The 24,935-nt window shown below is 72.2% G+C and carries 21 protein-coding genes; 9 read left to right on the forward strand and 12 right to left on the reverse strand.

Translation table 11 applies throughout. The annotated features are described in order from the left end of the window. The first annotated feature begins 64 nt into the window (after positions 1–64). Positions 65–877 carry a DUF3097 domain-containing protein gene (locus ABFX46_RS26210; RefSeq protein WP_338071248.1) on the forward strand — a complete coding sequence of 271 codons (813 nt, stop codon included), beginning with the start codon at positions 65–67 and terminating at the stop codon, positions 875–877. Here ABFX46_RS26210 and hemW read toward each other — a convergent pair. Both hemW and ABFX46_RS26220 read right to left on the reverse strand, forming a co-directional pair. Then, entirely contained in the window at positions 874–2,082 is a 1,209-nt protein-coding gene (gene hemW / locus ABFX46_RS26215; RefSeq protein ID WP_346046045.1) for a radical SAM family heme chaperone HemW, read from the reverse strand. The two genes, ABFX46_RS26210 and hemW, sit on opposite strands and share 4 nt — an antisense overlap. 60 nt (positions 2,083–2,142) lie before the next feature. After that, the gene (locus ABFX46_RS26220; protein ID WP_163057567.1) at positions 2,143–2,583 is read right to left on the reverse strand and encodes an antitoxin YezG family protein; all 441 of its coding nucleotides are present in this window, start codon (positions 2,581–2,583) and stop codon (positions 2,143–2,145) included. A gap of 161 nt (positions 2,584–2,744) precedes the next feature. On the opposite strand from ABFX46_RS26220, the gene ABFX46_RS26225 reads away from it, so the two are divergent. From ABFX46_RS26225 to ABFX46_RS26235, 3 genes are all read left to right on the forward strand, one after another. Then, complete coding sequence (locus ABFX46_RS26225; RefSeq protein WP_163057598.1) at positions 2,745–3,641, forward strand: hypothetical protein; 897 nt, start codon at positions 2,745–2,747, stop codon at positions 3,639–3,641. Between the two features lie 75 nt (positions 3,642–3,716). Further along, the gene (locus ABFX46_RS26230) at positions 3,717–5,114 is read left to right on the forward strand and encodes a hypothetical protein (protein ID WP_346046047.1); all 1,398 of its coding nucleotides are present in this window, start codon (positions 3,717–3,719) and stop codon (positions 5,112–5,114) included. Between the two features lie 152 nt (positions 5,115–5,266). Beyond that, positions 5,267–5,803: a DUF4870 domain-containing protein gene (locus tag ABFX46_RS26235; RefSeq protein WP_346046049.1), complete on the forward strand. Its 537-nt coding sequence runs from the start codon at positions 5,267–5,269 to the stop codon at positions 5,801–5,803. Between the two features lie 15 nt (positions 5,804–5,818). Here the strand turns inward: ABFX46_RS26235 and lepA are convergent, their stop codons facing one another. Continuing rightward, positions 5,819–7,696 carry a translation elongation factor 4 gene (lepA, locus tag ABFX46_RS26240; protein ID WP_346046050.1) on the reverse strand — a complete coding sequence of 626 codons (1,878 nt, stop codon included), beginning with the start codon at positions 7,694–7,696 and terminating at the stop codon, positions 5,819–5,821. A gap of 206 nt (positions 7,697–7,902) precedes the next feature. Here lepA and rpsT point away from each other — a divergent pair, with 206 nt between their 5' ends. After that, positions 7,903–8,172: a 30S ribosomal protein S20 gene (gene rpsT, locus ABFX46_RS26245; RefSeq protein WP_163057575.1), complete on the forward strand. Its 270-nt coding sequence runs from the start codon at positions 7,903–7,905 to the stop codon at positions 8,170–8,172. Positions 8,173–8,233: 61 nt separating this feature from the next. Further along, positions 8,234–8,770, forward strand: a complete 537-nt coding sequence (locus tag ABFX46_RS26250) for an RNA 2'-phosphotransferase (protein ID WP_346046052.1) — start codon at positions 8,234–8,236, stop codon at positions 8,768–8,770. On the opposite strand, the gene ABFX46_RS26255 is transcribed toward ABFX46_RS26250, so the two are convergent. Then, positions 8,712–9,239 carry a hypothetical protein gene (locus tag ABFX46_RS26255; protein WP_346046054.1) on the reverse strand — a complete coding sequence of 176 codons (528 nt, stop codon included), beginning with the start codon at positions 9,237–9,239 and terminating at the stop codon, positions 8,712–8,714. The two genes, ABFX46_RS26250 and ABFX46_RS26255, sit on opposite strands and share 59 nt — an antisense overlap. A gap of 69 nt (positions 9,240–9,308) precedes the next feature. Between ABFX46_RS26255 and ABFX46_RS26260 the strand changes: the two genes are divergently transcribed. Both ABFX46_RS26260 and ABFX46_RS26265 read left to right on the forward strand, forming a co-directional pair. After that, the gene (locus ABFX46_RS26260; protein WP_346046055.1) at positions 9,309–10,229 is read left to right on the forward strand and encodes a LysR family transcriptional regulator; all 921 of its coding nucleotides are present in this window, start codon (positions 9,309–9,311) and stop codon (positions 10,227–10,229) included. Continuing rightward, positions 10,169–10,582: an SRPBCC family protein gene (locus ABFX46_RS26265; protein ID WP_346046057.1), complete on the forward strand. Its 414-nt coding sequence runs from the start codon at positions 10,169–10,171 to the stop codon at positions 10,580–10,582. The genes ABFX46_RS26260 and ABFX46_RS26265 overlap by 61 nt, the downstream gene beginning before the upstream one ends. A gap of 130 nt (positions 10,583–10,712) precedes the next feature. Here the strand turns inward: ABFX46_RS26265 and ABFX46_RS26270 are convergent, their stop codons facing one another. From ABFX46_RS26270 to hflX, 8 genes are all read right to left on the reverse strand, one after another. Beyond that, positions 10,713–11,681: a DUF5954 family protein gene (locus ABFX46_RS26270; protein ID WP_346046059.1), complete on the reverse strand. Its 969-nt coding sequence runs from the start codon at positions 11,679–11,681 to the stop codon at positions 10,713–10,715. Between the two features lie 121 nt (positions 11,682–11,802). Then, the gene (holA, locus tag ABFX46_RS26275; RefSeq protein WP_346046061.1) at positions 11,803–12,756 is read right to left on the reverse strand and encodes a DNA polymerase III subunit delta; all 954 of its coding nucleotides are present in this window, start codon (positions 12,754–12,756) and stop codon (positions 11,803–11,805) included. A gap of 342 nt (positions 12,757–13,098) precedes the next feature. Continuing rightward, positions 13,099–15,144, reverse strand: a complete 2,046-nt coding sequence (locus ABFX46_RS26280; RefSeq protein WP_346046063.1) for a ComEC/Rec2 family competence protein — start codon at positions 15,142–15,144, stop codon at positions 13,099–13,101. A gap of 833 nt (positions 15,145–15,977) precedes the next feature. Then, on the reverse strand, positions 15,978–16,667 hold the full coding sequence (locus ABFX46_RS26285; protein WP_346046065.1) for a ComEA family DNA-binding protein: 690 nt from the start codon (positions 16,665–16,667) through the stop codon (positions 15,978–15,980). Between the two features lie 118 nt (positions 16,668–16,785). Next, the gene (locus ABFX46_RS26290; protein WP_346046066.1) at positions 16,786–18,831 is read right to left on the reverse strand and encodes a hypothetical protein; all 2,046 of its coding nucleotides are present in this window, start codon (positions 18,829–18,831) and stop codon (positions 16,786–16,788) included. Between the two features lie 245 nt (positions 18,832–19,076). Then, on the reverse strand, positions 19,077–19,922 hold the full coding sequence (locus tag ABFX46_RS26295; protein ID WP_346046068.1) for a DegV family protein: 846 nt from the start codon (positions 19,920–19,922) through the stop codon (positions 19,077–19,079). Positions 19,923–19,955: 33 nt separating this feature from the next. Beyond that, positions 19,956–21,170: an imidazolonepropionase gene (gene hutI / locus ABFX46_RS26300; protein WP_131939124.1), complete on the reverse strand. Its 1,215-nt coding sequence runs from the start codon at positions 21,168–21,170 to the stop codon at positions 19,956–19,958. Positions 21,171–21,621: 451 nt separating this feature from the next. Continuing rightward, a complete protein-coding gene (gene hflX, locus ABFX46_RS26305) occupies positions 21,622–23,067 on the reverse strand; it encodes a GTPase HflX (protein ID WP_428831312.1) in 1,446 nt (481 codons plus the stop codon). A 222-nt stretch (positions 23,068–23,289) separates the two neighbouring features. Between hflX and aceB the strand changes: the two genes are divergently transcribed. Continuing rightward, entirely contained in the window at positions 23,290–24,897 is a 1,608-nt protein-coding gene (aceB, locus tag ABFX46_RS26310) for a malate synthase A (RefSeq protein WP_346046071.1), read from the forward strand. The last annotated feature ends 38 nt before the right edge of the window (positions 24,898–24,935 follow it).

Genomic DNA, 24,935 nt, shown 5'->3' on the forward strand with positions numbered 1-24,935 from the left:
GCGCCACGCCGGGGGACGAGGGGCGACGCCGTCCGGCCGCCCCGCCGGGTTAATGTGCGGACCCGTGCGCAGTAAGAACTACGGAAACGACGTGCTCGCCGGCGACTGGCGCAGGCCCCGCAAGGGCCAGATCCCCGAGGTCCCGGCCGAACCCGGGCTGGTCGCGGAGGACCCCGACAGCGGCTTCTGCGGCGCCGTGGTCGGCTGCGACAAGTTCGGCGTCACCCTGGAGGACCGGTTCGGCAAGCGCCGCGTCTTCCCGCTCACCAAGGCCGGCTTCCTGATCGACGGCAAGCCGGTCACGCTGGTCAGGCCGGCCGCCGAGCCGGCGGGGCCGGCGCGGTCGGCGTCTGGCTCCATCGCCGTCCGGGGCCTGCGCGCCCAGGTGGCCAAGGAGAGCCGCATCTACGTGGAGGGCCTCCACGACGCCGAGCTGGTCGAGAAGATCTGGGGCCACGACCTGCGCGTGGAGGGCGTCGTCGTGGAGTACCTCGAAGGCGTCGACGACCTGCCCGCCATCGTCGAGGAGTTCGGTCCGGACCCGGACCGCCGCCTCGGCGTCCTCGTCGACCACCTGGTGGAGGGCTCCAAGGAGTCCCGGATCGCCGCCCAGGTGTCGTCGCCGCACGTCCTGGTCACCGGGCACCCGTTCATCGACATCTGGGAGGCGGTCAAACCCGCCGCCGTCGGCATCCGCGCCTGGCCCCGCATCCCGCGCGGCGTCCCCTGGAAGGAGGGCGTCATCGCCGAACTCGGCTGGGGCGACAACACCGGCGCCGCCTGGAAACGGATCCTGAACTCGGTGAACACCTACACCGACCTGGAACCCGCCCTCCTGGGCCGCGTGGAGGAGCTCATCGACTTCGTCACGGCCTAGGTCAGGTCTCGGATCAAGGCGTCGGCCAGGAGACGGCCCTTGAGGGTCAGGACGGCTCGGCCCTCGTCGTAGGGGGCCGGCTCTAGCAGGCCCTCGTCTATGGCTCTGCGGACGGGCTTGTCGTCCAGGAGATCTGTGGGGCAGCCCTGGGAGAGGCGCAGTTCGAGCATGATGCGCTCGATGTGGCGATCTTCGTCGGTCAGGATCTCCCTGGCGTGGGCGGGCGTGGTGCCCTCGGCCAGGCGGGAGGCGTAGGCGGCGGGGTGCTTGACGTTCCACCAGCGGGTCCCGCCGACGTGGCTGTGCGCCCCGGGGCCGACGCCCCACCAGTCGGCGCCCGTCCAGTAGAGCATGTTGTGGCGGCAGGCGGCGGACGGGTCGGCGGCCCAGTTGGAGATCTCGTACCAGCGCAGGCCGCGGGCGCCGAGCATCTCGTCGGCGATGAGGTAGCGGTCGGCCATGGCGTCGTCGTCGGGGGCCGTGAGTTCGCCGCGCCGCACCTGCGCGGCCAGGCGGGTGCCCTCCTCGACGATGAGCGCGTAGGCCGAGACGTGGTCGGGCTCGCAGGCCAGGGCGGCCTCCAGGGAGGCCCTCCAGTCGTCGTCGGATTCGCCTGGCGTGCCGTAGATCAGGTCGAGGTTGATGTGCTCGAAGCCCGCCTTGCGCGTCCAGTCGACGACTTGCGGGACGCGTCCGGGAGTGTGCGTGCGCTCCAGGACGGCCAGGACGTGCTCGCGTGCGCTCTGCATGCCGTACGAGATCCGGGTGAATCCGGCTTCGCGGAGCCTGGCCACGTAGGACTCGTCCACCGACTCGGGGTTCGCCTCAGTAGTGACCTCCGCGCCCTTGGCGAGCCCGAACTCGGTGTCGATGGCGGCCAGGACGCGGCCCAGATCGTCCGGCGGGAGGAGGGTCGGGGTGCCGCCGCCCACGAAGACCGTGTCCACCGCGAGGTCGATGTCCCCCAGGACGCGCCGCGCCATGCGGACCTCGCTGATCGCGGTGTCGGCGTAGGTGTCGCGGCTCGCGCCGGGGCCCAGTTCCGTCGCCGTGTAGGTGTTGAAGTCGCAGTAGCCGCACCGCGTCACGCAGAAGGGCACGTGGACGTAGAAGGCGAAGGGGCGGTCTCCCAGACCGGTCAGCGCGCTGCCGGGGAGCGCGCCGTCGGCCGGTACGGGGTCTCCGTCGGGAAGAGTCGAGGGCACCGTTCCAGTCTGCCCCGCCCGGCCCCCTGCTCGGGACCGCCGCGGCCTCCCGCCGGCGGTTCAGGCCTCGTCGAGCTTCGCGCGGAGCCAGTCGGGGATGTGGGCGTCCGTGCGGGGGAAGCGGTCGAGGTCGAGGGCGTAGGCGGACGGGGTGAGGGGCGGGGTGAAGTCCGGCTCCCCGTCGTAGTCGAACTCGGCGCTGAACCGGCCCGAGCGCTCGATCTGGAGGCGCGCGGTGAACCAGGCGCCCTTGCCGGCGCGGTACATGACGCGGCGCAGCTCGTCCATCCGGCCGATGGCCTGCCCCGGCGGGATGGCGGTGCGGCGGCCGCCATCGGCGTCCTCGACCTCGAACGAGGCGCTGTCGATGCCGACGGTCGCGCGGAACTCGAAGTCCAGCCGCTCCCAGCCGTCGGGGGCGGCGGAGCGCAGCGCGCGGACGGCGCCGTTCACCGTCTCCCGCTCCTTCGCGGAACGCAGAACCTGCTCGGGGTGGGTCACGCTACCTCCGGGAGGTCGGGTCGGGACCGTCTGGCCGCTGCCTCCGACCGTACCGACCTGAGCGCCGAGGTCGAGCAACCCCCGCCGTGTCGTCCGGAAACCGGCCGCCGGACGGCCGGAATGGAGCGTGCCGACCCTCTTGGGCGGATAGTGTCGTCGTGATGGTGGACGAGGGCGGGACGGAGCGGGGACGCGCACCGGCGCGGGTGCTGCTGCTGGGCGAGCCGGACGGCTGGCACTGCGTGGTGGTCGACGGCGCGGGCGGCGAGAAGCGTGCGGACTTTCCCGGCGCGGGGACCCGCTGGTCGACGGGCGGGCGCGCCGACCCCGAGCCGCCGTGGTGGCACCGCAGGCTGGCCGAGACGGCCGAGGGGCTGCGGGAGGCGGTCGCCGAGCGGCTGACCGACGCCACGTTCCGGACCCTCGGCGTCGAGGCCGTGATCACCTGGTTCGCGGTGGACGAGCCGGTCGCCTGGGAGGGCCTCGTCACGCTGCGGGAGGCCGACCCCGCGCGGTTCCCCGGGCGCGTCGCGCCGTTCGTGATCACGCTGGAGCCGGGCCGCGGGGCGCTGCTGCCGGACGCGAGCCTGCTGTTCTCCACGCAGGCCCCCGACGCCTGGACGACGCTCGCCGCGGTCGCCGAGCGCTGCGGCACCCGCCCGCCGAAGGCGTCGCTGCTGTGCGGCTGGGCCGACCACCGCAGCGTGCGGGTGGGGCGCGGGTCGCTGGCCCTGTCCACCGACCGGGGCGAGGACGGCGTGGAGCGGCTCGCCGAGATCTGCGGGACGCGCTCGCCGGGCTGGAGCGGCAACCCGGAGATGCGGTTCCGCCTCGACGGCGTCGACCTGCTCGACGAGCCCGCCGGCGACGTGGTCGCGCTGCTGCGGGAACTGGGGCACGAGGTGGTGCGGCGGGGCCGCACGGTCCGGCTGGCGGACTCGGGCCTCACCCTCTACGGGCCCGACCGGCCGGGCGACGCGGAGCGGTTCACGGCCGTGTCGCTGCAGCCGCCGGCCGCGCTCGCCGCGCTCCGCACCCTGCACCGCAGCCGCGCCTGACGCTCACGAAGCCGACGCCCACGGGCTATCGCACCGTCACCCGAACGCGATCCGGCGGCCGTAGGTTCCCCGATCATGAGAAGCCGTGCGCGCCATGCCGTGCTCGCCGTGACCGGCGCCGCCCTCGCGGGCGCTCCCCTCGCCCTCACCGCGGTCCCCGCCCACGCCGCCGCTGACCCGATCACCGTCGAGCGCGGCGGTCCCACCAGGTCGTTCCCGTTCACCGCCGGGCGCGGCGGGGAGGCCGTGATCTCCTTCTCCGCGTCCGCGCCCGGCGTCTCGTGGGTGCGCAGGGGCGCCGAGTCCGCGGTCGTGGCGATCGCGGTGGACGGACGCCATGTGACCGACCTCGTCGTCCCCTCGTCCGACCCGATCCCCCGGACCCTCGGTCTCGGACATGTCGGGAAAGGGCGCCACAAGGTGACGCTGCGCTTCGCGAAGGGCAGCGCGGCGGCGGCCCGCAGCGTCACGCTCCGGGACGCCGGAGTCCGGGTGACGGACGCGGTCGCGCTGCGGCACGCACCGATCGTCGTCGGGCGGACGGGCTGGCCCTTCGGCGACCCTTACCAGAACGCCACCACCGACACCCCGCTGGTGGCCTGGCATGAGACGCGGGCGGCCGCCACCCCGGGGCACCGTGTCATCGAGTACTCGCTCGTGTGGAGCAACGAGGACGGCGGCACCGACACGCCCGCGCTCATGGCCCGCTGGGGCCGCACCACCGACATCGAGTGGGTCTACCGCGTCGAGGTGGACGCGTCCGGGAACCGGGTGGCCGGAACCGCCGTCTACCAGGCGCCCCTGCACCTCACGCTCAAGTTCACCGGGCGGTACGAGGGCGACCACCCGGTGCTGCAGACCTGCACGTCCAACAACAACATGTGCGACGTGATCTCCCCGGAGCCGCCGCTGCGCTTCCTCCTGGACGCCTCCGCGACCCGGCCGGACGGGCGCGCCCGCGAGATCGTCATGGACCGCGAGCCGTGGACGTACCGCGTCGCGGCCCAGGAGATGGTCCGGGAGGGGAAGATCGAGAAGCCGTCCTATCCGGCGACGCGGGAGGTCGGCGACCAGCGCTCCTACCTGTTCGTGGAGTTCGCCAAGACCACGGGTGCGGCGACGGCCGGCTGGGGCTCGGTGCCGGGCGTGGCGCTGGGGGTCAGGTTGAAGGCCGACCCGTCCACGCTGTACTGGTCCGACCACGGCGAGCCGACCTGGTCGATCGACCGTGACGGCGCCGTCGCCACCACCGTCGAACTGCCGCAGGGAACGAAGGTCTCCGACATCGCGGGCATCGAGGCGCTGCGCCGTCCGACGGGGTTCGGCGACAATGGCGCGCCGGCCACGGTCACGTCCATCAACCGGGGGTTCTTCCTGGACGAGTCGTACCTGCCGCAGCCGTCGTCCATCGCCTGGACGGGCTCGGTCACGCTCACGCAGGCGAGTCCGTCCGCCATCATCTGGCGGCCGTGACCCCGCTTGTGGCGGCCCGTGGCGCGAAACGGCCACGGGCCTGGCGGATCGACGGAACCCGTCCGAACTTCTCGCGCGTCGAAGGAGTCGTACACTTCGCGCAATAGCTCGCACGGCGAACGCGCAGCGAACTAGAGGAGAGGACGTCCGACATGGCCTACGGGCCTCCCCCGTCGCCCGGCCAAGGGCAGCAGCCTGGATGGCAGGCGCAGCCGCAGCAGCAGTCCCCGTGGCAGCAGCCCGGGAACATGTGGCAGCAACCCCAGCAGCCCCAGCAGCAGCCCGGGGCGGCCTGGCAGCAGCCTCAGCAGCCTCAGCAGCAGGGCGGGGGCACCTCCCAGATGCCCGGCCACTACGGGCCCGTCAGCGACGACGACCGGACGTGGTCGCTGATGGCGTACGTGGGGCAGTTCCTCGTCGGCGCGGTCGCACCGGCCATCGTCTACTTCGGCAAGGCGGGGTCGCCGTTCGTCCGCCGGCACGCCGCGCAGGGCCTCAACATGGGCATCGCGGCGATCGCCGTGTGGTTCGTGTTCGGCCTGCTGTCGCTGGCCCTCGAGGTCCTCGTCTGGGTGCCGCTGCTGTTCACGGCCGCCGTGATGTTCTTCCTCGTCTACGCGGGACGGGCCGCCAACCGCGGCGAGTTCCGTCGCGTCCCCGCCGTGGTGGCGTGGCCCATCCTGAAGTAGCGGTCCCTCAGGGGACTACTTCTTGCCCTTGTCGGCGTCGCCGCCGCCACCGGTGGAGAGGGCGGCGACGAAGGCCTCCTGCGGGACGTCCACCCGCCCGATGGTCTTCATCCGCTTCTTGCCCTCCTTCTGCTTCTCCAGCAGCTTGCGCTTGCGGGAGATGTCGCCGCCGTAGCACTTGGCGAGGACGTCCTTGCGGATGGCGCGGATGTTCTCCCGGGCGATGATGCGGGCGCCGATCGCGGCCTGGATGGGCACCTCGTACTGCTGCCTCGGGATGAGCTCCTTCAGCTTGGACGTCATCATCAGCCCGTACTCGCGGGACTTGTCCTTGTGCACGATCTGGCTGAACGCGTCCACCGACTCGCCCTGCAGCAGGATGTCGACCTTCACGAGGTCGGACTCCTGCTCGCCGCTGGGCTCGTAGTCGAGCGAGGCGTACCCGCGGGTCCGCGACTTCAGCTGGTCGAAGAAGTCGAAGATGATCTCGGCGAGCGGCAGCGTGTAGCGGATCTCGACGCGGTCCTCCGAGAGGTAGTCCATGCCGAGCAGCACGCCGCGGCGGCCCTGGCACAGCTCCATGATCGCGCCGATGTGCTCGGACGGCGACAGCAGCGTCGCCTTCACCACCGGCTCGTACACGGTGCCGATCTTGCCCTCGGGGAACTCGCTGGGGTTGGTGACGATGTGCTCCGTCCCGTCCTCCATGACGACCCGGTACACGACGTTCGGGGCGGTGGAGATCAGCGACAGGTTGAACTCGCGCTCCAGCCGCTCGCGGACGATCTCCATGTGCAGCAGGCCGAGGAACCCGCAGCGGAAGCCGAACCCGAGCGCCGCCGACGTCTCCGGCTCGTAGACCAGCGCGGCGTCGTTCAGCCGCAGCTTGTCGAGCGCGTCCCGCAGCTCGGGGTACTGGTCGCCGTCCACCGGGTACAGGCCGGAGAACACCATCGGCTTCGGGTCGCGGTAGCCGCCGAGCGCCTCGCCGGCCGGCCGGGACGCGCCGGTCACGGTGTCGCCGACCCGCGCCTGCCGGACGTCCTTCACCCCGGTGATCAGGTAGCCGACCTCGCCGACGCCGAGGCCCTGCACGGGCTTCGGCTCCGGGGCGATCACGCCGACCTCCAGGGTCTCGTGCGCGGCCCCGGTCGACATCATCAGGCTCTTCTCGCGGCGGGACAGCCGGCCGTCGATGATCCGGACATAGGTGACGACGCCCCGGTAGGTGTCGTACACCGAGTCGAAGATCAGCGCGCGGGCCGGGCCGTCCGGGTCGCCGACCGGCGCCGGCACCTCGGCGACGATCTTGTCGAGCAGCTCGCGGACGCCCTCGCCGGTCTTGCCCGACACGCGCAGCACGTCCGACGGGTCGCAGCCGATGATCCCGGCCAGCTCCTCGGCGTACTTGTCCGGCTGCGCCGCCGGCAGGTCGATCTTGTTCAGCACCGGGATGAGGTGCAGGTCGGCCTCGAGCGCCAGGTACAGGTTCGCCAGCGTCTGCGCCTCGATGCCCTGCGCCGCGTCCACCAGCAGGACCGCGCCCTCGCACGCCGCGAGCGACCGCGACACCTCGTAGGAGAAGTCGACGTGCCCGGGGGTGTCGATCAGGTTGAGGACGTGGTCGGTGCCGCCGGACGTCCAGGGCAGCCGGACGGCCTGGCTCTTGATCGTGATGCCGCGCTCACGCTCGATGTCCATGCGGTCGAGGTACTGGGCGCGCATCTGGCGCTCCTCGACCACACCCGTCAGCTGCAGCATCCGGTCCGCGAGGGTCGACTTGCCATGGTCGATGTGCGCGATGATGCAGAAGTTGCGGATGATCGCGGGATCGGTCTTGTCGGGCTGAGGCGCTGGCACCGGGGTCCGTTCGCAAAACTCACTGGTGGGCATGGATATGTGTGCTTCCATAGTCCCATGCCGTGCGCGGTGCTCCGTGCACGGCCCGGTTTGGGGCGGGCCCCGCTGATTGGTAGGCTGTGCGACTGCGTGTGGCGTAGCGTCGTGCCCCGGGGGCACCGTCCCGCCCCCGTTCAGACATTCCGTTGGAGCCTGCCGGTGAGCAGGCGTGGATCGCTACCAAGCTGAGGCACTACGACGTGGCTAACATCAAGTCCCAGATCAAGCGCAACAAGCAGAACGAGAAGGCCCGCCTGCGCAACAAGGCCGTCAAGTCGGAGCTGAAGACGGCGATCCGCAAGTTCCGTGAGGCCGCCGAGGCCGGCAACGTGGACGACGCGGTCGCCGCGCAGCGCACCGCCGCCCGCAAGCTGGACAAGGCCGTCAGCAAGGGCGTCATCCACAAGAACCAGGCCGCCAACCGCAAGTCGGCGATCGCCAAGCAGGCCGCCGCCCTGCAGGCCAAGTAAGCGCCGCACGCCCGGGGCCGGCCTCGCGCGCCGGCCCCGACGCATGTCCGGAGCCCCGCCCATGGACGAACGCCGCGTGGTGAAGATCTCGAAGTATCTCGCCAAGCACCTGCGGCACCGCCCCGAGCGGATCGGCCTCACCCTCTCGCCGGAGGGCTGGGCGGACGTCACCGACCTGCTCGCCGCCGCGTCGCGGCACGGCTTCGCGTTGACCCGCTCCGAACTGGAGCACGTGGTCGACGTCAACGACAAGAAGCGCTACGAAATGGACGGGGACCGGATACGGGCCGTCCAGGGCCATTCGGTCCCGGTCGAGCTCGACCTACCGCCGGTGGACCCGCCGGAGTTCCTGTACCACGGCACCGTCCGGCATTCCGTGGACGCCATCCTGCGCGAGGGGCTGCTGCCGATGGGGCGACACGACGTCCACCTCTCCCCCGACCGCGAGACGGCCCGGCGCGTCGGCGCCCGCCGCGGCCGGCCGGTCGTCCTCACGGTCGAATCCGGGCGGATGGCCGCCGGCGGGCACGACTTCCGGGTCAGCGCGAACGGGGTGTGGCTGGCCGCCCGCGTCCCGCCGGAATATCTGCGCGAATGATCTCCGCGGCCCGCCAGTCGGGCACGTGCCGCACCCATTCGGGTCCTTTCTCCGGCCCGAACAGATACCGGTAGGGGACGATCTCCCGGATGGCCCGATGCACGTCCAGCCGGTCATCGATCATGTGCGTGATGCCGAGTTCCGCGCAGTGCGCCGCCTTTTCCGCCCGCTTCCGGCAGAACCGGACGTTCTCTTCGGGCAGCCCCGTCCTGGCGTAGAAGTCGTGATGGCCGAGCCACGCCAGTGTCCTTTTCCGTATGCGGTCGCCGCATTTGGAAATGATCCAGGCCCGCCCTTCGAAGGCTTCGACAAGCCCGGGCAGCACGTCGTAGACGCCTTCGGTAGCGGGCGACGCGAGGGCCTCCTCGAAGCTCCCGTCCAGGAACACGGTGTCGTCGTCGCCAGGCGCCAGAAGGCCGCCGTGGATGACCCGGCCGAAGTCAACGCCGAGCCGAGGTTCAATGTCCATGCCTCAACTCTCGGACGTCCATGACTAAAGCAGAACTATCAACAACAGGCTTCGCTATAGTTTCTGCCTATGGACCTGAGCCGCCTGTCCACGGACGCGCTCGCCTCGTTCGCCGTCTTCGCCGACCACCTGAACTTCACCCGCGCCGCCGCCGAACTGCACATCTCGCAGCCCGCCCTCCACGTGAAGGTGCGGAAGCTCTCCGAAACCATCGGCCGCCCCCTCTACACCAGGCAGGGCCGCCGCCTGGCCCTCACCCCCGCCGGCGAGCGGGTCGCCAGGTTCGCCCGCGACCTCGACGCCCGCATGACGACGTTCCTCGCGGATGTCGGAGGCGCCGCCGCGTCCCGCGTCCCCGTCCTCGCGGCCGGGGAGGGCGCCTACCTGTACCTGCTCGGCGGGGCCGTCCACCCCGGCGTCCGGCTGATCAACGGCGACCGCGCCCGCACCCTCACCGCCGTCCGCACCGGCCGCGCCGACGTCGGCGTCGCCGTCCTGGACGTCCTGCCGACCGACGTACAGACCGAGCTCCTCGCCTCCTACCCGCAGACCCTCGTCATGCCGGACGACCACCCCCTGGCCGCGAAACCGCGCCTCACGCTCACCGACCTCGCGGACACCGCCCTGATCGTCCCGCCCCCGACCGGCCCGCACCGCATCACCCTCGAACGCGCGCTGCGCGCCGCCGAGGTGCCCTGGTCGCTCGCGGTCGAGGCCGAGGGGTGGCCGCTGATGCTGCACTTCGCGTCCCTGCGCATCGGCCTCGCCGTCGTGAACGGCTGCGTGCCTCCTCCACCCGGCATGACCGCCCGCGAGATCATCGATCTTCCGGCCGTTCCCTACTACACTCTGCACTTGCCGGGCCGTAGCGACGACCCCCCGGTCACCGATCTGCTGACCGCCGTCCGCACCGCCGTGAGGAGCACGCCGTGCACTTCGAGATCTCCGTCGACATCGACGCCTCCCCCGAAACCGTCTGGAGCCTCCTGACGGACGTCGAAAGCTGGCCCGACATGACGGACTCGATCGACCGCGTCGAACTCCTCGACAAGCCGTTCGCTCTGTCCAGCCGGTCACGCGTCCACCAGCCGAAGATCCCCGCCGCCATCTGGACGGTCACCGACCTCAAGGAGAACGAGTCCTTCACCTGGGAATCCCGCTCCCCCGGCGTGACCACCACCGCGACCCACGCGATGACCTCCACCGAGAACGGCGTCACCGTCCACCTGACCCTCGACCAAAAGGGCCCCCTGGCCGGCCTGTTCTCCCTCCTCACAGGCCGCCTGACCCGCCGCTACGTGACAATGGAGGCCAACGGCCTGAAGGCCAAAGCCGAAGCGTGACCCGGCCGGCCTCGGCACAACCAGACGCCCTTGTCTCCGCCGGGCGGTCTCATCGACACCTCTCCTGGACGCAACCAAGGCGGCGGCCCGGCGCCGGACGGGCGGACGGCCCAACCGACAGGGGCGACGGTCAGCCCTCTCGGACGGCGGGCATTCCGTAGCGTTCCTGGTCGGACGGCCGCGGGCCCTCGGGGCCGTCCCGGCCGAGGCGCATCATCCGCGAGATCCGCACCGTGCGGAACCTGCGCCCGAGCGCGGCGAACTCGTACCCGTCCGTGGCCGTGATCTCCTCCGCGGCCCGCTCCCACTCGGCGAGTTCCGCCTCCGAGGCGGGACTCCCCTGGTGGAGGCGGAGCAGCGGCATCAGCCGGGTGAAGTGCGCCGCCAGGTTGCCGCGCGCCTCGACGGGCCCGTCGCCCCCGGTGAGCGGCTGCCAGGCCCCGTCCTCCTTGATCTCCACGACGGTGAAGGTCGGCGGCAGCAGGATCACTCCCGGATGCGACCGGATCGCATGGGCGGCCTCGGCCTGGACGATGTCCGGGACGGTGCCGGGCAGGGGCCGGAACTCCACCAGGTTCAGCCTCAACTGCGTCTCCCAGTGCCCGGCGGGCGCCAGCGGCTCGATGGGGTGGTCGCGCAGCAGTACCGGCCCGCCCGGATCGGTGTCGGTGGACCTCGGCGGCTCCATCGCACCGCCGCCGATCAGCGTGAACCGCTCGATCCGGATCACCCGGTAGCGCCGCTCGCCGATCTCCCACTCGTCCTTCGCGAGCTGGTCGCCCTCCTCGGGATCCAGCCGCCCGGCGGCGTCCGCCATCGCGCGCGCCAGCTCCGGGGCGGGCCTCTCCTCATCCGCGCTCCGGCGCAGATGCGCGGCCAGGCTCCGCCGCGCGCCCTCGGGATCGGACGCGCCGACGCTCCCGATGCGCCACCTCGTCCCGCTCTGCACCGCGAACCCGAAATCGGGGGACCCGGCGGGGAAGAGCTTGGGATACTCCCGGATCCGCTCGCCGAGTTCCCTGTCCCGCACCGCCGCGACCGGATCGATATCGGCGACCAGGTCGATGCGGTCGTACCCGTGCATCAGGGGGAAGTTCACACCCCATCATCGTCACAGAAGCGATCCGTCCGCACACGTTTCGTGAAACTCACCTCGGCATCCCCCGCGAACGTCGACGGCCAGGCAGCCGTGCCGACGAAGTTCTGCGGCGCGGCCGGTGTCAGCCCCGGGCGGCGACGATGGTGGCGACCGTCTTCTCCAGCGCGTAGGCGGGATCGGCGGCGCCGCCCTTGACCGCCTCGTCCGCCTCGGCGACGGCGGTGAGCGCTCGCGCGACTCCGTCCCCGGACCAGCCCCGCAGCTGCTTCTGCACCCGCTCGATCTTCCACGGCGGCATGCCCAGCTCCTTCGCCAGCGCCGCGCCCCGAGCGCCCCTCGGCGCCCCGCCGACCTTCGCCAGCCCTCGCACGCCCTGCGCGAGCGCGCTGACGATCAGCACCGGCGCGACCCCCGTGGCGAGCGCCCACCGCAGCTGCTCCAGCGCCTCGGCGAGCTGCCCCTCGATGGCCTTGTCCGCCACCGTGAACCCGCTGACCTCCGCGCGCCCGCGGTAGTACCGGGCGATGGCGGCGTCGTCGACCTTCCCCCCAGTGTCCGCGACCAGCTGGCTGCACGCCGCCGCCAGCTCCCGCAGGTCGTTCCCCACCGCGTCGATCAGCCCCCGCGCGCCATCGGCCGAGATCTTCCCGCCAGCCCGGCGGATCTCGGTCCGCACGAAGTCGACCCGCTCCCCCACCTTGGTGACCTTGGGGCACGAGATCTTGCGCGCCTTGAGCTTGGTGAGCCCGTCCACCAGCGCCTTGCCCTTGGCCCCACCCGGGTGGACGGCCACGAGCACCACTTCGTCCGCCGGATTCTTGGCGTACCTGAGCACCTCGGCGGTCAGGTCCTTCCCCAGATCCTGCGCCGACCGGATCACGAGCACCTTCCCGCCACCGAACAGCGACGGCGACGTCAGCTCGGAGATCCGCCCGGGCTCCAGTCCGCCGGGCGCAAGATCAATGACCTCCGCCTCCGGATCCCCCGCCCGCACGGACGCGACGACCTCCCCGATCGCCCGCTCCGCGAGCAACTCCTCGTCCCCGACGACCAGCACAATGGGCTCAACCGACACCCCAGCAGCATGCCACGCCCCACCCCGTCCCCGAACCCGCCCGACACAACCACGCCCCTCCCAAAGCTCCCGCAGCAAAGCAGAAGAGACCATCCCAACCAAGCCGCCACCACGATGAGGCGACCGATCCGCGGAGGCCGTCACCGACCTGACGACCAATCCGCGGAGGCGCCGGCACGGATTTGCCCACCTCGCGCGACCGGTAGCCAGCGCACCCCTCTGATCTGGGCAAACCCTGGAGGCCACCCACCATGCCCTGACTGGCCTATGGGGGCGGGACGACGGGTATCGGGGCGTGCGATGGGGTTCGAGGCCGCCTGTTCGGGCCGCGTCCCTTCGTGGTCAGTGGCGGGGGACGGCTGCGATGCCGGTGGCGGTGCGGACTATGGCTATGTCTCCTTCCTTGTCGGTGCGGTGGACTTGGGTGTGGAGGCGGCGGAGGAGGGTGACGGTCGCGGGCGACGGGTGGCCGTAGTCGTTGTCTTCGCCCACGGAGATCAAGGAGATGGACGCGTGGGCGGCGGCGAGGAAGCGAGGGTCCTGGCTGGGAGAGCCGTGATGCGGGACCTTGAGGACTTGGACGTGCGGGACGGTCGCCTCCAGGGCACGTTGGGCCTCCGTTTCGATGTCTCCTGCGAGGAGTGCGCTGAAGCCCGGTTTTCGGGCGACGAGGACGACGCTGGCGTTGTTGATCGTGGTGCCGTCATCGCTTGGTGAGAGGGCGGGCGCGGCACTGAGGGGGGCGAGGATGGTGAGAGTCAGGTCGCCCACGGTCCATTTCTGGCCCGGTTCGGCGCGAAGGGACTGGAGCCCTGATGTGTAGCGTGCCTCGCGCCCCGAAGTGAGGGGTGTCGTGAGCACCTCGTGGACCGTGCGGTGGTGGCGGACGCCGGACGTGCCGTTGATGTGGTCGGCGTGCGGGTGGGTCAGGATCAGGAGCGGGACGTCCGTCACGTGGAGGCGCCGCAGGCAGCGGTCGACAGGGCCTGGCTCCGGGCCCGTGTCGACCACGACGGCCTGGCCCGGACCGGCGGCCAGCACCAGAGCGTCGCCCTGGCCCACGTCGCAGGCGACCATCTGCCATCCGGGCGGCGGCCAGCCGGGGGCCATCACGCGTAGGGCGATCACGGCGATCAGCACGCCGGTCATGGCCGCGGCGGCGATCAGGCGGAGGCGGCGGCTGCGCAGGATCAGGACCGCGACCGCGGCTGCCGCCAGGAGCGTCGCGGCGCCGAAGGTTCCGCCGGTCCAAGGGAGGGTCGCGTAGGGTAGCGCCGCGGCCGTGCGGGCCACCCGGATGATCCAGCCGACGGCCAGGCCGGCGGGCCACACGACCAGCCGGGCGAGAGGCAGCGAGACGAGGGCGGTCACGGCGCCGAGGGCTCCGAGGAGGGTCGCGGGTGCGACGGCGGGCGCGGCCAGCAGGTTCGCGAAGACGGAGACGACGCCCACCTCGCCGGAGAGCATCACCAGGACGGGCGCCACGGCGACCTCGGCGGCCGCCGTGACGGCGAGGGCATCGGCGATGGGGCCCGGCAGCCGGCGCCCGAGGCGTTCCCGCCACGGCGGGGCCAGGACCAGCAACCCGGCCGTAGCGAGTACCGAGAGCGCGAAGCCGTAGGAGCGCGCCAACTCGGGGTCGATCAGGACGAGGAGGAGGACGGCCGCGGCCAGCGCAGGGAGCCCTTGGCGCTCCCTGCCGGTGAGCAGCGCCAGCAGGCCGATCATGCCCATGACCGCCGCCCGCAGGACGCTCGGTTCCGGCCGTGCGACGACGACGAAGGCCAGTACCGCGAGGACGGCCACGGGCGGGGCGCGGCGGCGGCCGAGGCCCGCGAGGCGGCACAGCCCGAGGACCGCGCCGACGACGATCGCCAGGTTCGCGCCGGACACGACGAGGAGATGGGTGAGCCCGGCGGTGCGGAAGTCCTCTGCGAGAGCGGGGTCGAGGCGGGAGGTGTCGCCGACGACCATGCCGGGCAGGACGCCGCGCCGGTCGGGCGGCAGCCCGTCCACCGCCGCCCGCAGCCTGGCCCGCACGTGCTCGGCGGCGCGCTGCGGCGCGGACGGCGGACCGAGGACGGCGGGCGGCCCCCGGACGATCACCACCGCGGACAGCAGACCGCCGCCCCTGGGCGGGACGAACCGGCCGCGCAACCGCACCCGCTGGCTGGGAACGAGGCGCAGCCAGCGAGGGTCGCCCGCGATGAGCAGCACCGGGACGCGCACCTTCACCCGCCGCACCGCCTCCGCCCGCGCCCGGACGGTGATCACCCGCCGGGCATGACCCGGCTTCGCCTGCGGGTCACCGGTCACCACCGCCTCGGCCGTCGCGAACCGCCCGCCGCGCGCCAGCTCGTGCACGGGCCCGCCGCCCACGGCCGTCACGCGAAGCGCCACGCCGCACGCCGACGCCGCCGCACACGCCAACACGACCCCGACGACAACCCGCCGCCCTGCCGCTGCGTACCCGCCGCAGCCGCGACGGCGTCGCCCGCCGGAGTCCCCACACTGTCCACACGAACTCGCTATCCCCGACCGTCCAAGCCACGCGAGGACCACAAGCAACGCCGCTCCCCCACGTCCCGCCCGCCATCCGGCAGCGGGGCCGCCATGGCGGCGCGCACCGGAGTCTGCGCCCGCGCCACGCGCGCTCGACCCACCAAGCCACCAGAGAACCGGACGTGCTCCCCCGCGTCCTGTCCGCTGGCCTTTGTGATCGTGCGGCGGGCCCTCGGGCGCTTTGCGGTCGTGATGCTGCGCTGTCGTCCAACTGGGGGGCGGTGCGGTGGCGCTCCTTCCATCGGGACCATCACGTACAGGAGCCGTGCCGTGTTGCGAGGCGGCGTCGCTCGGCTCTTCGGGCCGGGCGCGCGGGGCCGGCGGCACCTGGGACGCCGGGGAGCCGTCCATTTCGTTAGAGCCGCCACGTGCGGAAGGCTCGGTGCGGGGACCCGCGGTGCCGCGCACGTCGCGGGAGCAGCGCGGCGGGAACGGCGTGTCGGACGGCGGGGTGCTACCTGGCTCGTTGTGGCGCGCGGTGTGGGGTTGGGCGGTGTCGTTCGGGTCGTGTAGTGGGTGACGACGCGGGGTTAGTAGGTAGAGGGACGTCAGGGCTGCTGTGGCGGCTAACGCGTAGGTGACTTGCGGGGGAAGGGACAGGGTTGTGGCGGCCGTTAGCCAGGTCGCTAGGGCCGGGGCCAGTAGGCGGATGTCGTGGGTCATACGCGTACCAGGGGTTTCAGGTCGGCGAAGCGGTGGGCGCCTATGCCGCTGACCTCCTGGAGTTGGTCGACCGAGCGGAAGCCGCCGTGCTGGGTGCGGTAGGCGACGATGCGCTGGGCGAGGACGGGGCCCACGCCGGGGAGGTCGTCGAGCTGGTCGGCGGTGGCGGTGTTCAGGTCGAGGGGCGTGCCGGGCGCGCCGGGGGCAGATGCGGCGGGGGCCGGCGCCTGGGTGGGGCGCGGGATGCCCACCGGGATCTGCTCGCCGTCGACGAGCTTGCGGGCGAGGTTGAGCGTGCCGGTCTCGGCGCCCCGGCGGACGCCGCCGGCGGCCTTGATCGCCTCCTCGACCCGGGAGCCGGACGGCAGCGTGACCACGCCCGGGTGCTTCACCTTCCCGAGCACGTGGACGACCACCGGGGAGGAGGCCGCCGCCGGGGTCGCGGAGGCGGTGGGGCCGGGGTCGGTGAGCGTCGCGCTCGCCATCGGGGCCGCGGACGCCTGCGGGCGCGGGCGTGCGAGCCACAGGTAGCCGGCCGCGACCAGGGCGGCGACCACGCCGATGAGGACGAGCGTCCGGACGTGGGAGCGTTCGGGCGTCGCGCGTAAGCGGGCCGCCGGCGGCGCGTCGGGCGGCTTCAGCCTCCCCATGAGGGCGTGCAGGCGGTCCTGCGTGTCGGGTCTCATGCCGTCCGACGCTAGGGAGGCCCGCACGGTGCGCGCCGCAGGTCCGGGAACTGTGGATAACTCCGCTCAGCGGCGGCGTGCCGACGGACGCGATCGTGTGCGGCGGTGCTCCACGGCGTCAGAATTCGAGTTCAGAATGGTGCAGCTCCAGCGGGTTCAGCGGACGGTTGGACACGAAGTCGGTCCAGAGCACGTGCGCCCGTCCGTCCCCGTCCACCGCCAGGTCCAGGGGGGCGGGAAGTCCGGCGAAGGAACCGATCGTCGTCCGGTCCCGGGACGTGCACGCCGCGTCCTTGCACCTGATGAGCACAACGGTCGCGTGTTCGGCGTCGTACGTCGCGATCAGTGCCCGGCCGTCCGAGTCGAGGGCGATCGCCGGGGCCGCCTGCCGAACACCGGTCGGGCTCAGGCCGACGCTGTCGGTGGCCGCGCAGGCGGGGGTCCGGCAGCGCAGCAGACGGGCGCTGCCGGTCTGCCGGTCCCGGTAGGTGATGAGCGGGCGGTCGTCGGGCGGGACGGCCACGTCCACGGCGTCCGGCCACCAGGGCGAAACCAGCGAGTCCCCAGGGGTATGGCCCACCAGTTGTGTCTTGCGGCAGGACGTACCGTCGCAGGTGACGATGCTGATCGTGCCGTCGGGCCGACCGAAGACGGCCACCGGCCGCCCGTTCCGGCCGGTGGTGACCGCGACGGCTTTCAGGAACGGCCCCGTCCGCGTTGGCACCTTGTCGGTGAAGAGTGTGTCGGGACGCGTGCAGGGAAGCCGCGTGCAGCGCAGGAGCCGCATCTCACCGACCTCTTCCTGCGGCCGCTCGGCGACGGTGGCGAGCAGCGCCCCGGTCCCCGTCGCGGCCACGTCGACCCCGGCGATCAGGCTCGCGCCGGAGACGGCGATCGCCGGTCCCGTATCGGCGGGGCAGCCCCGGACGGTACAGGTGAGCAGGTGGAGCCCCAGGGGCAGCACGGTCCGGTCGGGGAACCGCCTCGCGTAGCGGAACAGCTCCTTCGCATCATCGGACCGCCAGACGGCGACGAGAAGCGAGCCGCCCGGCGCGGCCGCCGCTCCCATCCGCTGCTCGGCGTAGTCGGGCTCGGACTCCGACTCGCCAATCGTCCGGCATGGCCGGTCGGCGCAAGCCCGCAGGAAGAAGCCCTCATGGCGCCCGGGACTGAGGACGACGGGCACGCCGTCGACCACCTGCACGATGGAGCGTCCCAGCCCGACCTTGCCGTCGACCACCTGGTCCGAGACGGCGGGTGGGCCGTATGAACCCGCGAAGAGGTACCCGCCGTACAGGACGACCGGGATGACCAGGGCGAGCGCGCCGAGCGCCACCGAGCGCGGACGGTTCGCAGAAACGGGCCGTCCGGCGGGCAGACCCGCGGCGGCCTCCGCCAGATCGATGGGCCGGCCGTGCCTCAGCCAGGCGGTGGGGTACCACTGGTTCAACGCGACGATGGCGAGCACCGCGGCTTGGAGGAGGATGGCCAGTGCCGCTACGACGGCCACGAGGACGGGGAACAGGACCACGCGCGCGCCCGAGGACACCGCCCACAGGGCGGCGCCGACCCCTGCGGGCACGGCGAGGGACACGAGGATGTTCCACGAGCTGTATCCGCGCCGGTGGCGGGTAAGGGTCCATGTCCGGGCGAGCGTTCGGAGGGGACCGCCGCGTTCGAGCACCGACAGCGGCCATGCCACCAGCGCCCAGCAGGTCGGCATCGCCGCGACCACGCCGCCGAGCACGCCCGCCCACAGTCTCCCCGTGGCATCGGCCACCAGTACGCCGCCGGCCGCGATGGCCGCCGGCACCAGAAGGGCGAGCACCGCGACGACCGCCGCGCCCGGACGCACCGCCCGCCTCATCGCCGCCCCCGCCGAAACGGGTTTGCCGAGCAGCAGGCCGGCGGCGACCGGCGCCAGGGCCGTGACCGCCAGCGCGTGGACGACCAGCAGCGCGCACAAGGCGATCCGCGCACCGATCAGCGTGCCGCCGTCGGCGTCGCCATAGCCGCGGAAGTCGCCGTTGACGACGTAGCCGCTCGCGTCCGACGTCCGCACCGCGACGACCGCGCACAGCAGATCCGCCGGGACGGCGACGGCGAGCACCGGTGCGGCGGCCTTCAGCAGCCCGCCGCGCAGCAACGCCAGCGACCGCTTCATGACGGGTAATGCCCAGGGGACCGTGACATCCGGGTCTATTTCAGAGCTCGCTGCCGTCTCGGACATACTGCCCTCACCTCCAGCACGGCAGAATGCTGGAGAAGATTCGCGGATGTCCATGGCGAGCGGGCCCAAAAGATCTTTTTCGGAGAGCCGCATCCCCTTCGGTCGTCGGCACCGCACAGAAGATCCGGCGACGGGCTCGGCGCCCACAACACCCCGGGCGACCGGCCACGGCCCGAGTGTCAGAGGTGCGGGGCCACCACCACGCCCAGCATGCCGGGACCCACATGGGCGCCTATGACCGGTCCCACCTCGCCGACGTAGACGTCCTCCACATGGGGGACGCGTTCACGGAGGCGGGCCGCAAGGGTTTCGGCGCGGGACGACGCGAACAGGTGCTGGACGCCCAGGTCGACCCGGCGCTCACCCGCCTCCGCGACGGCGAGTTCCTCCAGCCGGGCAAGCGCGCGCGAGGACGTGCGCACCTTCTCCAGTGGCGCTATCCGTCCATCGGCGATGTCCAGGAGAGGCTTCACCATGAGTGCCGAGCCGAGGAGCGTGGCGGCGGCGCCGATCCGCCCACCTCTCCGCAGATGCTCAAGGGTGTCGACATAGATGAGGGACCGAGTCAGCTCAGCCCGCCGAACCGCAGCCGACGCGGCCGCTTCGGCGGTGCCGCCCGACATGACGGCGGCCGCCGCGGAAAGGGCGGCGAAGCCGAGCCCCATCCCGATGGTGCCGCTGTCGACGACCGTCACGGGCACCGGCGCGTCGCGGGCCGCGAGACGTGCGGCCTCGACCGTCCCGGACAGGGCCGCGGAGAGGTGCACGGAGACGATGTGGCCCGCGCCCGACGAGGCGGCGGCCTTGTAGACCTGCGCGAAGCGCTCCGGTGCCGGACGCGACGTGGTGATGGGCCGCCATTCCTTCAGCGCCTGCGCGGCCTCGGCGGCGCTGATGTCCCCTTCGTCGCGGGTGGCGCCGCCCACGGCGATCTGCAGCGGGACGACGGTCAGCCCGTGCCGTTCGGCGAGCCCGGCCGGGAGGTAGGCGGTGGAATCCGTGACGACCGCGACCGCACTGCCCATGGTGGCGACCCTACCGGCCGCCGGGGCGGGACGTCAGGGCTGGACGGGCACGCCGCCGCGCCAGATGCGCAGCGCCCGCAGCCCGAACGCCCACGCGAACGCGCCCTCGTGGTCGGCGTCCCACAGGACGATGTCGGCGAGCATGCCGGGCGCGAGCGAGCCGCGGTCGCCGACGCGCAGGGCGGCGGCCCCGCCGAGCGTGGCGGCGCGCAGGGCCTCGGTCACGCTGAGCCCGAACATGGCGACCGACAGGCCGATGACGAGCGGCATCGAGGTGATGCCGCACTGCCCGGGGTTGTGGTCGGTGCCGAGCGCGACGGTGACGCCGCGGTCGAGCATCTGCCGGACGGGCGCCGGTGCGCGGCTGCTGTTCAGCGAGCTGCCGGGGCAGACGGTGGCAGTGACGCCGGCGTGCGCGAGGGCCTTGATGTCGTCGTCGTTGGCCTGGGTGAGCAGGTCGGCGGAGGCGCAGCCGACCTCGGCGGCGACCTGCGCGGCGCCGACGCGCTCGTTGGCGCAGGCGTGCATGCGGGCCTTCAGCCCGGCGCGCTTGCCGGTGAGCAGCAGGGCGCGGGCCTCCTCGGCGGTGAAGTGGCCCTCGTCGCAGTAGACGTCGATGGAGTCGGCGCCGGCCACGGCGGCGTCGCCGGCCCACAGCCGGACGGCCTCGATGTAGTCGCGGCGGCGGCCGAAGAACTCGGGCGGCAGGATGTGCGCGGCGAGGAACGTCGCGTGGATGCGCGGCATGGACGGCTCGCCCTCCAGCGACCGTAGCATCCGGATGTCGGCGAGCTCGCCGTCGCGGGTGAGGTGGTAGCCGGTCTTGGCCTCGACGGTGGTGGTGCCGGCGAGGATCCACTGGCGGAGCCGCTCGCGGACGCCGTTGCAGAGCGTCCAGGGGTCGGTCCCCCGGGTGACGGTCACGGTGGAGTTGACGCCGCCGCCCGCCGCGGCGATGGCCGAATGGGACGACCCGCTGGTGCGCATGGCGAGCTCGGCCCACCGGTTGCCCGCGTAGACGGGGTGGGAGTGCGCGTCGATGAGCCCGGGCGTGACGAGGCCGCCGCCGAGGTTCTCGACGTGGTCGACGTCCACGATGTCGTCGATGATGCCGGGGACGCTCTGCGGGAGGTCGGACGCGGGCCCGGCCCAGACGATCCGGTCGTCGTGGATGAGCACCGCGGCGTTGCTGCAGACGTCGGTGCCCGTCCAGAGCCTGCCGATGTTCGTCAACAGCCGTACCGTCATAGGGTCACCGACCTGCGTGGAGGCGTGCGCGCTGCCGCGCGGAATGGCGCTGGGGCGAGCCGTCCGCCCTCGTTCCAGTGTTCGGACCTGCCATGGCCACCTGCTCTCGATCCGAAACACCGACTGGGTGCCGGCGACTCTCCGTGGGAGGGTCGGATGGCCGGACGGCCATCGGCGGCAACGAGACCGGAGATATCGGTTTCGTCACGGTAGTGCACCGAAGGCCCGTCCGACAACCTCTCGTCATTGCGCATCGACCACCATCACCCCGCCCCTAGCCCTTAGACCGTACGGATTTCAACCGGTCCGTCAAGCGGATTGGACAAGCTGTCACCGTTCGGCGACCCCGACGGCCGTCCGGCCGGTTTCGGGCCGTCCACGAACGCGATTTAGGCCACCACAAAACGGCCGACCTCCGGGTTTCCCCGGAGGCCGGTCGAATCGGAGCGGTTCAGGCCGTGGGCGAGGCGGTCTCGTACTGCGCGAGTTCACCGGCGAGCCCGGCCGGCACGCGGGCGTGCAGGACGGTGCCCTCGGCGATGTGCTCCTGCTTGAGCACCTCGCCGCGCTCGTGCATCTGCGCGACCAGGTCGCCGCGCTCGTACGGGACGAGGACGTGGAGTTCGCTCTCCAGGCCCGGCAGGTCGGCCTCGATGGCGGCGCGCAGCTCCTCGATGCCGAACCCGGTGCGGGCGGACACGACGACGCTGTGCGGCTCGCGCCGCTGCAGCCGCGCGATCGCGAGGTCGTCCGCCGCGTCGGCCTTGTTGATGACGATCAGCTCGGGGATCTTGTCGGCGTCGATCTCGCGCAGCACCTCGCGGACGGCGTCGATCTGCGCCTCGGGGTCGGGGTCGGAGCCGTCCACGACGTGCAGGATCAGCCCGGCGTCCGTGACCTCCTCCAGCGTCGACCGGAACGCCTCGACGAGCTGGTGCGGCAGGTGCCGGACGAACCCGACCGTGTCGGCCAGCGTGTAGACGCGGCCGCCGGGCGTCTCGGCGCGCCGGACGGTCGGGTCCAGGGTGGCGAACAGCGCGTTCTCCACCAGGACCCCGGCGCCGGTGAGCCGGTTGAGCAGGGACGACTTGCCGGCGTTGGTGTAGCCGGCGATGGCGACGGCGGGCACGGCGTTGCGGCGCCGCTCGCCGCGCTTGGTGTCGCGCGCCTTGGACATCTCGGCGATCTGCCGGCGCAGCTTGGCCATCCGGGTGCGGATCCGCCGCCGGTCCAGCTCGATCTTGGTCTCGCCGGGGCCGCGGCCGCCGATGCCGACGCCGCCCGCGGCGCGCCCGCCGACCTGCCGGGACAGGTTGCCGCCCCAGCCGCGCAGCCGCGGCAGCAGGTAGTTGAGCTGCGCCAGCTCGACCTGCGCCTTGCCCTCGCGGCTCTTGGCGTGCTGGGCGAAGATGTCGAGGATCAGCGCGGTCCGGTCGATGACCTTGACCTGGACGGTCTCCTCCAGGTGCCGCAGCTGGCTCGGGGCCAGCTCGCCGTCGCAGATGACGGTGTCGGCGCCGGTGGAGATCACGACGTCGCGCAGCTCCGCGGCCTTGCCGGAGCCGATGTAGGTGGCCGGGTCGGGCCGGGACCGGCGCTGGACGAGCCCTTCGAGCACCTCCGAGCCCGCGGTCTCGGCGAGCAGCGCCAGCTCGCGCAGGGAGTTGTCGGCCTCCTCGGCCGTGCCCTCCGTCCAGACGCCCACGAGGACGACCCGCTCCAGCCGCAGGGCGCGGTACTCGACCTCGGTGACGTCGGTCAGCTCGGTGGACAGGCCGGCGACGCGGCGGAGCGCCCGGCGGTCCTCCAGGTCGAGTTCGCCCGTCATGGGCTCGTACTCGAACTCGTCCTGGGCGGTCTCGAACTCGGTCTGGTCTGAAGAGAAAGGTTGAGTCATATGTCCTCGGTAGAACGCCGCCTCGCGGCCGTATCTTCCCGGCGATCGTCTCACGCACCGTCCCCACTGGTCACCCGGTTATCACCATGGTTTCCGCCCTGGGTTGACCTAAGCGCGCGCGGGGAGGTCCTTCGGTGCACCCGCTTTGACCGCGCCTCGTACCGCCGAGTACCGTTCTCCACATAACAGAAGTCGAATTTCACCAGACGAAAGGGCAGGCAGATGGCTGGACTGGAAGGCATCGAGGTCACCGGACCCCTCGGCGATCGGTACGAGGAGATCCTGACCCCCGAGGCGCTCGGCCTGCTCGCCGCCCTCCAGCGCGAGCTGGGCGCCCGCCGCAAGGAGCTGCTGGAGGCCCGCGCCGAGCGCCAGCGCCGGCTCTCGGCGGGCGGGACGCTGGACTTCCTGCCGGAGACCGCGAACGTCCGGGGCGACGACTCCTGGCGCGTCGCCGACCCCGCGCCCGGCCTGGTGGACCGCCGTGTCGAGATCACCGGCCCCACCGACCGGAAGATGACGATCAACGCGCTGAACTCGGGCGCGAAGGTGTGGCTGGCCGACTTCGAGGACGCCAACACCCCGCTGTGGACCAACATGATCGAGGGCCAGCTCAACCTGCGGGACGCCCTCGACCGCACCATCGACTTCACCGACGAGAAGAGCGGCAAGACCTACGCGCTCAAGGCCGACGAGGAGCTCGCGACCATCGTCGTCCGGCCGCGCGGCTGGCACATGGAGGAGAAGCACCTCCTGATCGACGGCGAGCCCATGTCGGGGTCGCTGTTCGACTTCGGCCTGTACTTCTTCCACTCGGCGCGCCGCCAGCTCGCCAAGGGCAAGGGGCCGTACTACTACCTGCCGAAGATGGAGAGCCACCTCGAGGCGCGGCTCTGGAACGACGCGTTCAACCTCGCCCAGGACCACCTGGAGATCCCGCGCGGCACGATCCGCGCGACCGTGCTGATCGAGACGATCCCGGCCGCGTTCGAGATGGAGGAGATCCTCTACGAGCTGCGCGACCACTCGGCGGGCCTGAACGCCGGCCGCTGGGACTACCTCTTCTCCGTCATCAAGAAGTTCCGCGACCGGGGCGCCGAGTTCATCCTCCCCGAGCGCAACGCCATCACGATGACCGCGCCGTTCATGCGCGCCTACACCGAGCTGCTCGTCCGGACGTGCCACAAGCGCGGCGCGCACGCGATCGGCGGCATGGCGGCGTTCATCCCGTCCCGCCGGGACGAGGAGGTCAACAAGGTCGCGCTGGAGAAGGTCCGCGCCGACAAGACCCGCGAGTCCGGCGACGGCTTCGACGGCTCCTGGGTCGCGCACCCCGACCTCGTCCCCGTCTGCCGCGAGGTGTTCGACGGCGTGCTCGGCGACAAGCCGAACCAGCGCGACCGGCTCCGCGAGGACGTGAACGTCTCCGCCGCCGACCTGCTGAACATCAAGGACACCCCCGGCGAGATCACCGAGGCCGGCGTCCGCAACAACATCGACGTGGCGCTGCGCTACCTCGCCACCTGGCTGGACGGCGCCGGCGCGGTCGCGATCCACAACCTGATGGAGGACGCGGCCACCGCCGAGATCTCCCGCTCCCAGGTGTGGCAGTGGATCTACAACGGCGTCTCCACCGCCGAGGGCAAGAAGATCACCAAGGAGTGGGTCGAGCAGCTCCTGGACGAGGAGCTCGGCAAGATCCGCGCCGAGCTGGGCGAGGCCTACAACGAGCCCCGCTACAACCAGGCCGTGACCCTCTTCAAGGAGGTCACCCTGGCCGACGAGTACTCCGAGTTCCTGACCACCCCGGCCTACCAGCAGTTCCCGTAAGCACCCGCGAGCGGCGTCCCGGGCGGCCGGCGCGGCGA

Origin of the sequence: Actinomadura chokoriensis (assembly GCF_039529475.1) — a bacterium.
Lineage (GTDB): Bacteria > Actinomycetota > Actinomycetes > Streptosporangiales > Streptosporangiaceae > Spirillospora > Spirillospora bangladeshensis.

Coding starts and splice junctions, on each gene's coding strand:
- ABFX46_RS26235 (WP_346046049.1), top strand. CDS start 5,267: ATGGCCTACGGGCCTCCCCCGTCGCCCGGCCAAGGGCAGCAGCCTGGA.
- ABFX46_RS26260 (WP_346046055.1), top strand. CDS start 9,309: ATGGACCTGAGCCGCCTGTCCACGGACGCGCTCGCCTCGTTCGCCGTC.
- lepA (WP_346046050.1), bottom strand. CDS start 7,696: ATGCCCACCAGTGAGTTTTGCGAACGGACCCCGGTGCCAGCGCCTCAG.
- aceB (WP_346046071.1), top strand. CDS start 23,290: ATGGCTGGACTGGAAGGCATCGAGGTCACCGGACCCCTCGGCGATCGG.
- hutI (WP_131939124.1), bottom strand. CDS start 21,170: ATGACGGTACGGCTGTTGACGAACATCGGCAGGCTCTGGACGGGCACC.
- ABFX46_RS26225 (WP_163057598.1), top strand. CDS start 2,745: ATGGTGGACGAGGGCGGGACGGAGCGGGGACGCGCACCGGCGCGGGTG.
- ABFX46_RS26230 (WP_346046047.1), top strand. CDS start 3,717: ATGAGAAGCCGTGCGCGCCATGCCGTGCTCGCCGTGACCGGCGCCGCC.
- hflX (WP_428831312.1), bottom strand. CDS start 23,067: ATGACTCAACCTTTCTCTTCAGACCAGACCGAGTTCGAGACCGCCCAG.
- ABFX46_RS26255 (WP_346046054.1), bottom strand. CDS start 9,239: ATGGACATTGAACCTCGGCTCGGCGTTGACTTCGGCCGGGTCATCCAC.
- ABFX46_RS26295 (WP_346046068.1), bottom strand. CDS start 19,922: ATGGGCAGTGCGGTCGCGGTCGTCACGGATTCCACCGCCTACCTCCCG.
- ABFX46_RS26285 (WP_346046065.1), bottom strand. CDS start 16,667: ATGAGACCCGACACGCAGGACCGCCTGCACGCCCTCATGGGGAGGCTG.
- ABFX46_RS26290 (WP_346046066.1), bottom strand. CDS start 18,831: ATGAAGCGGTCGCTGGCGTTGCTGCGCGGCGGGCTGCTGAAGGCCGCC.
- ABFX46_RS26250 (WP_346046052.1), top strand. CDS start 8,234: ATGGACGAACGCCGCGTGGTGAAGATCTCGAAGTATCTCGCCAAGCAC.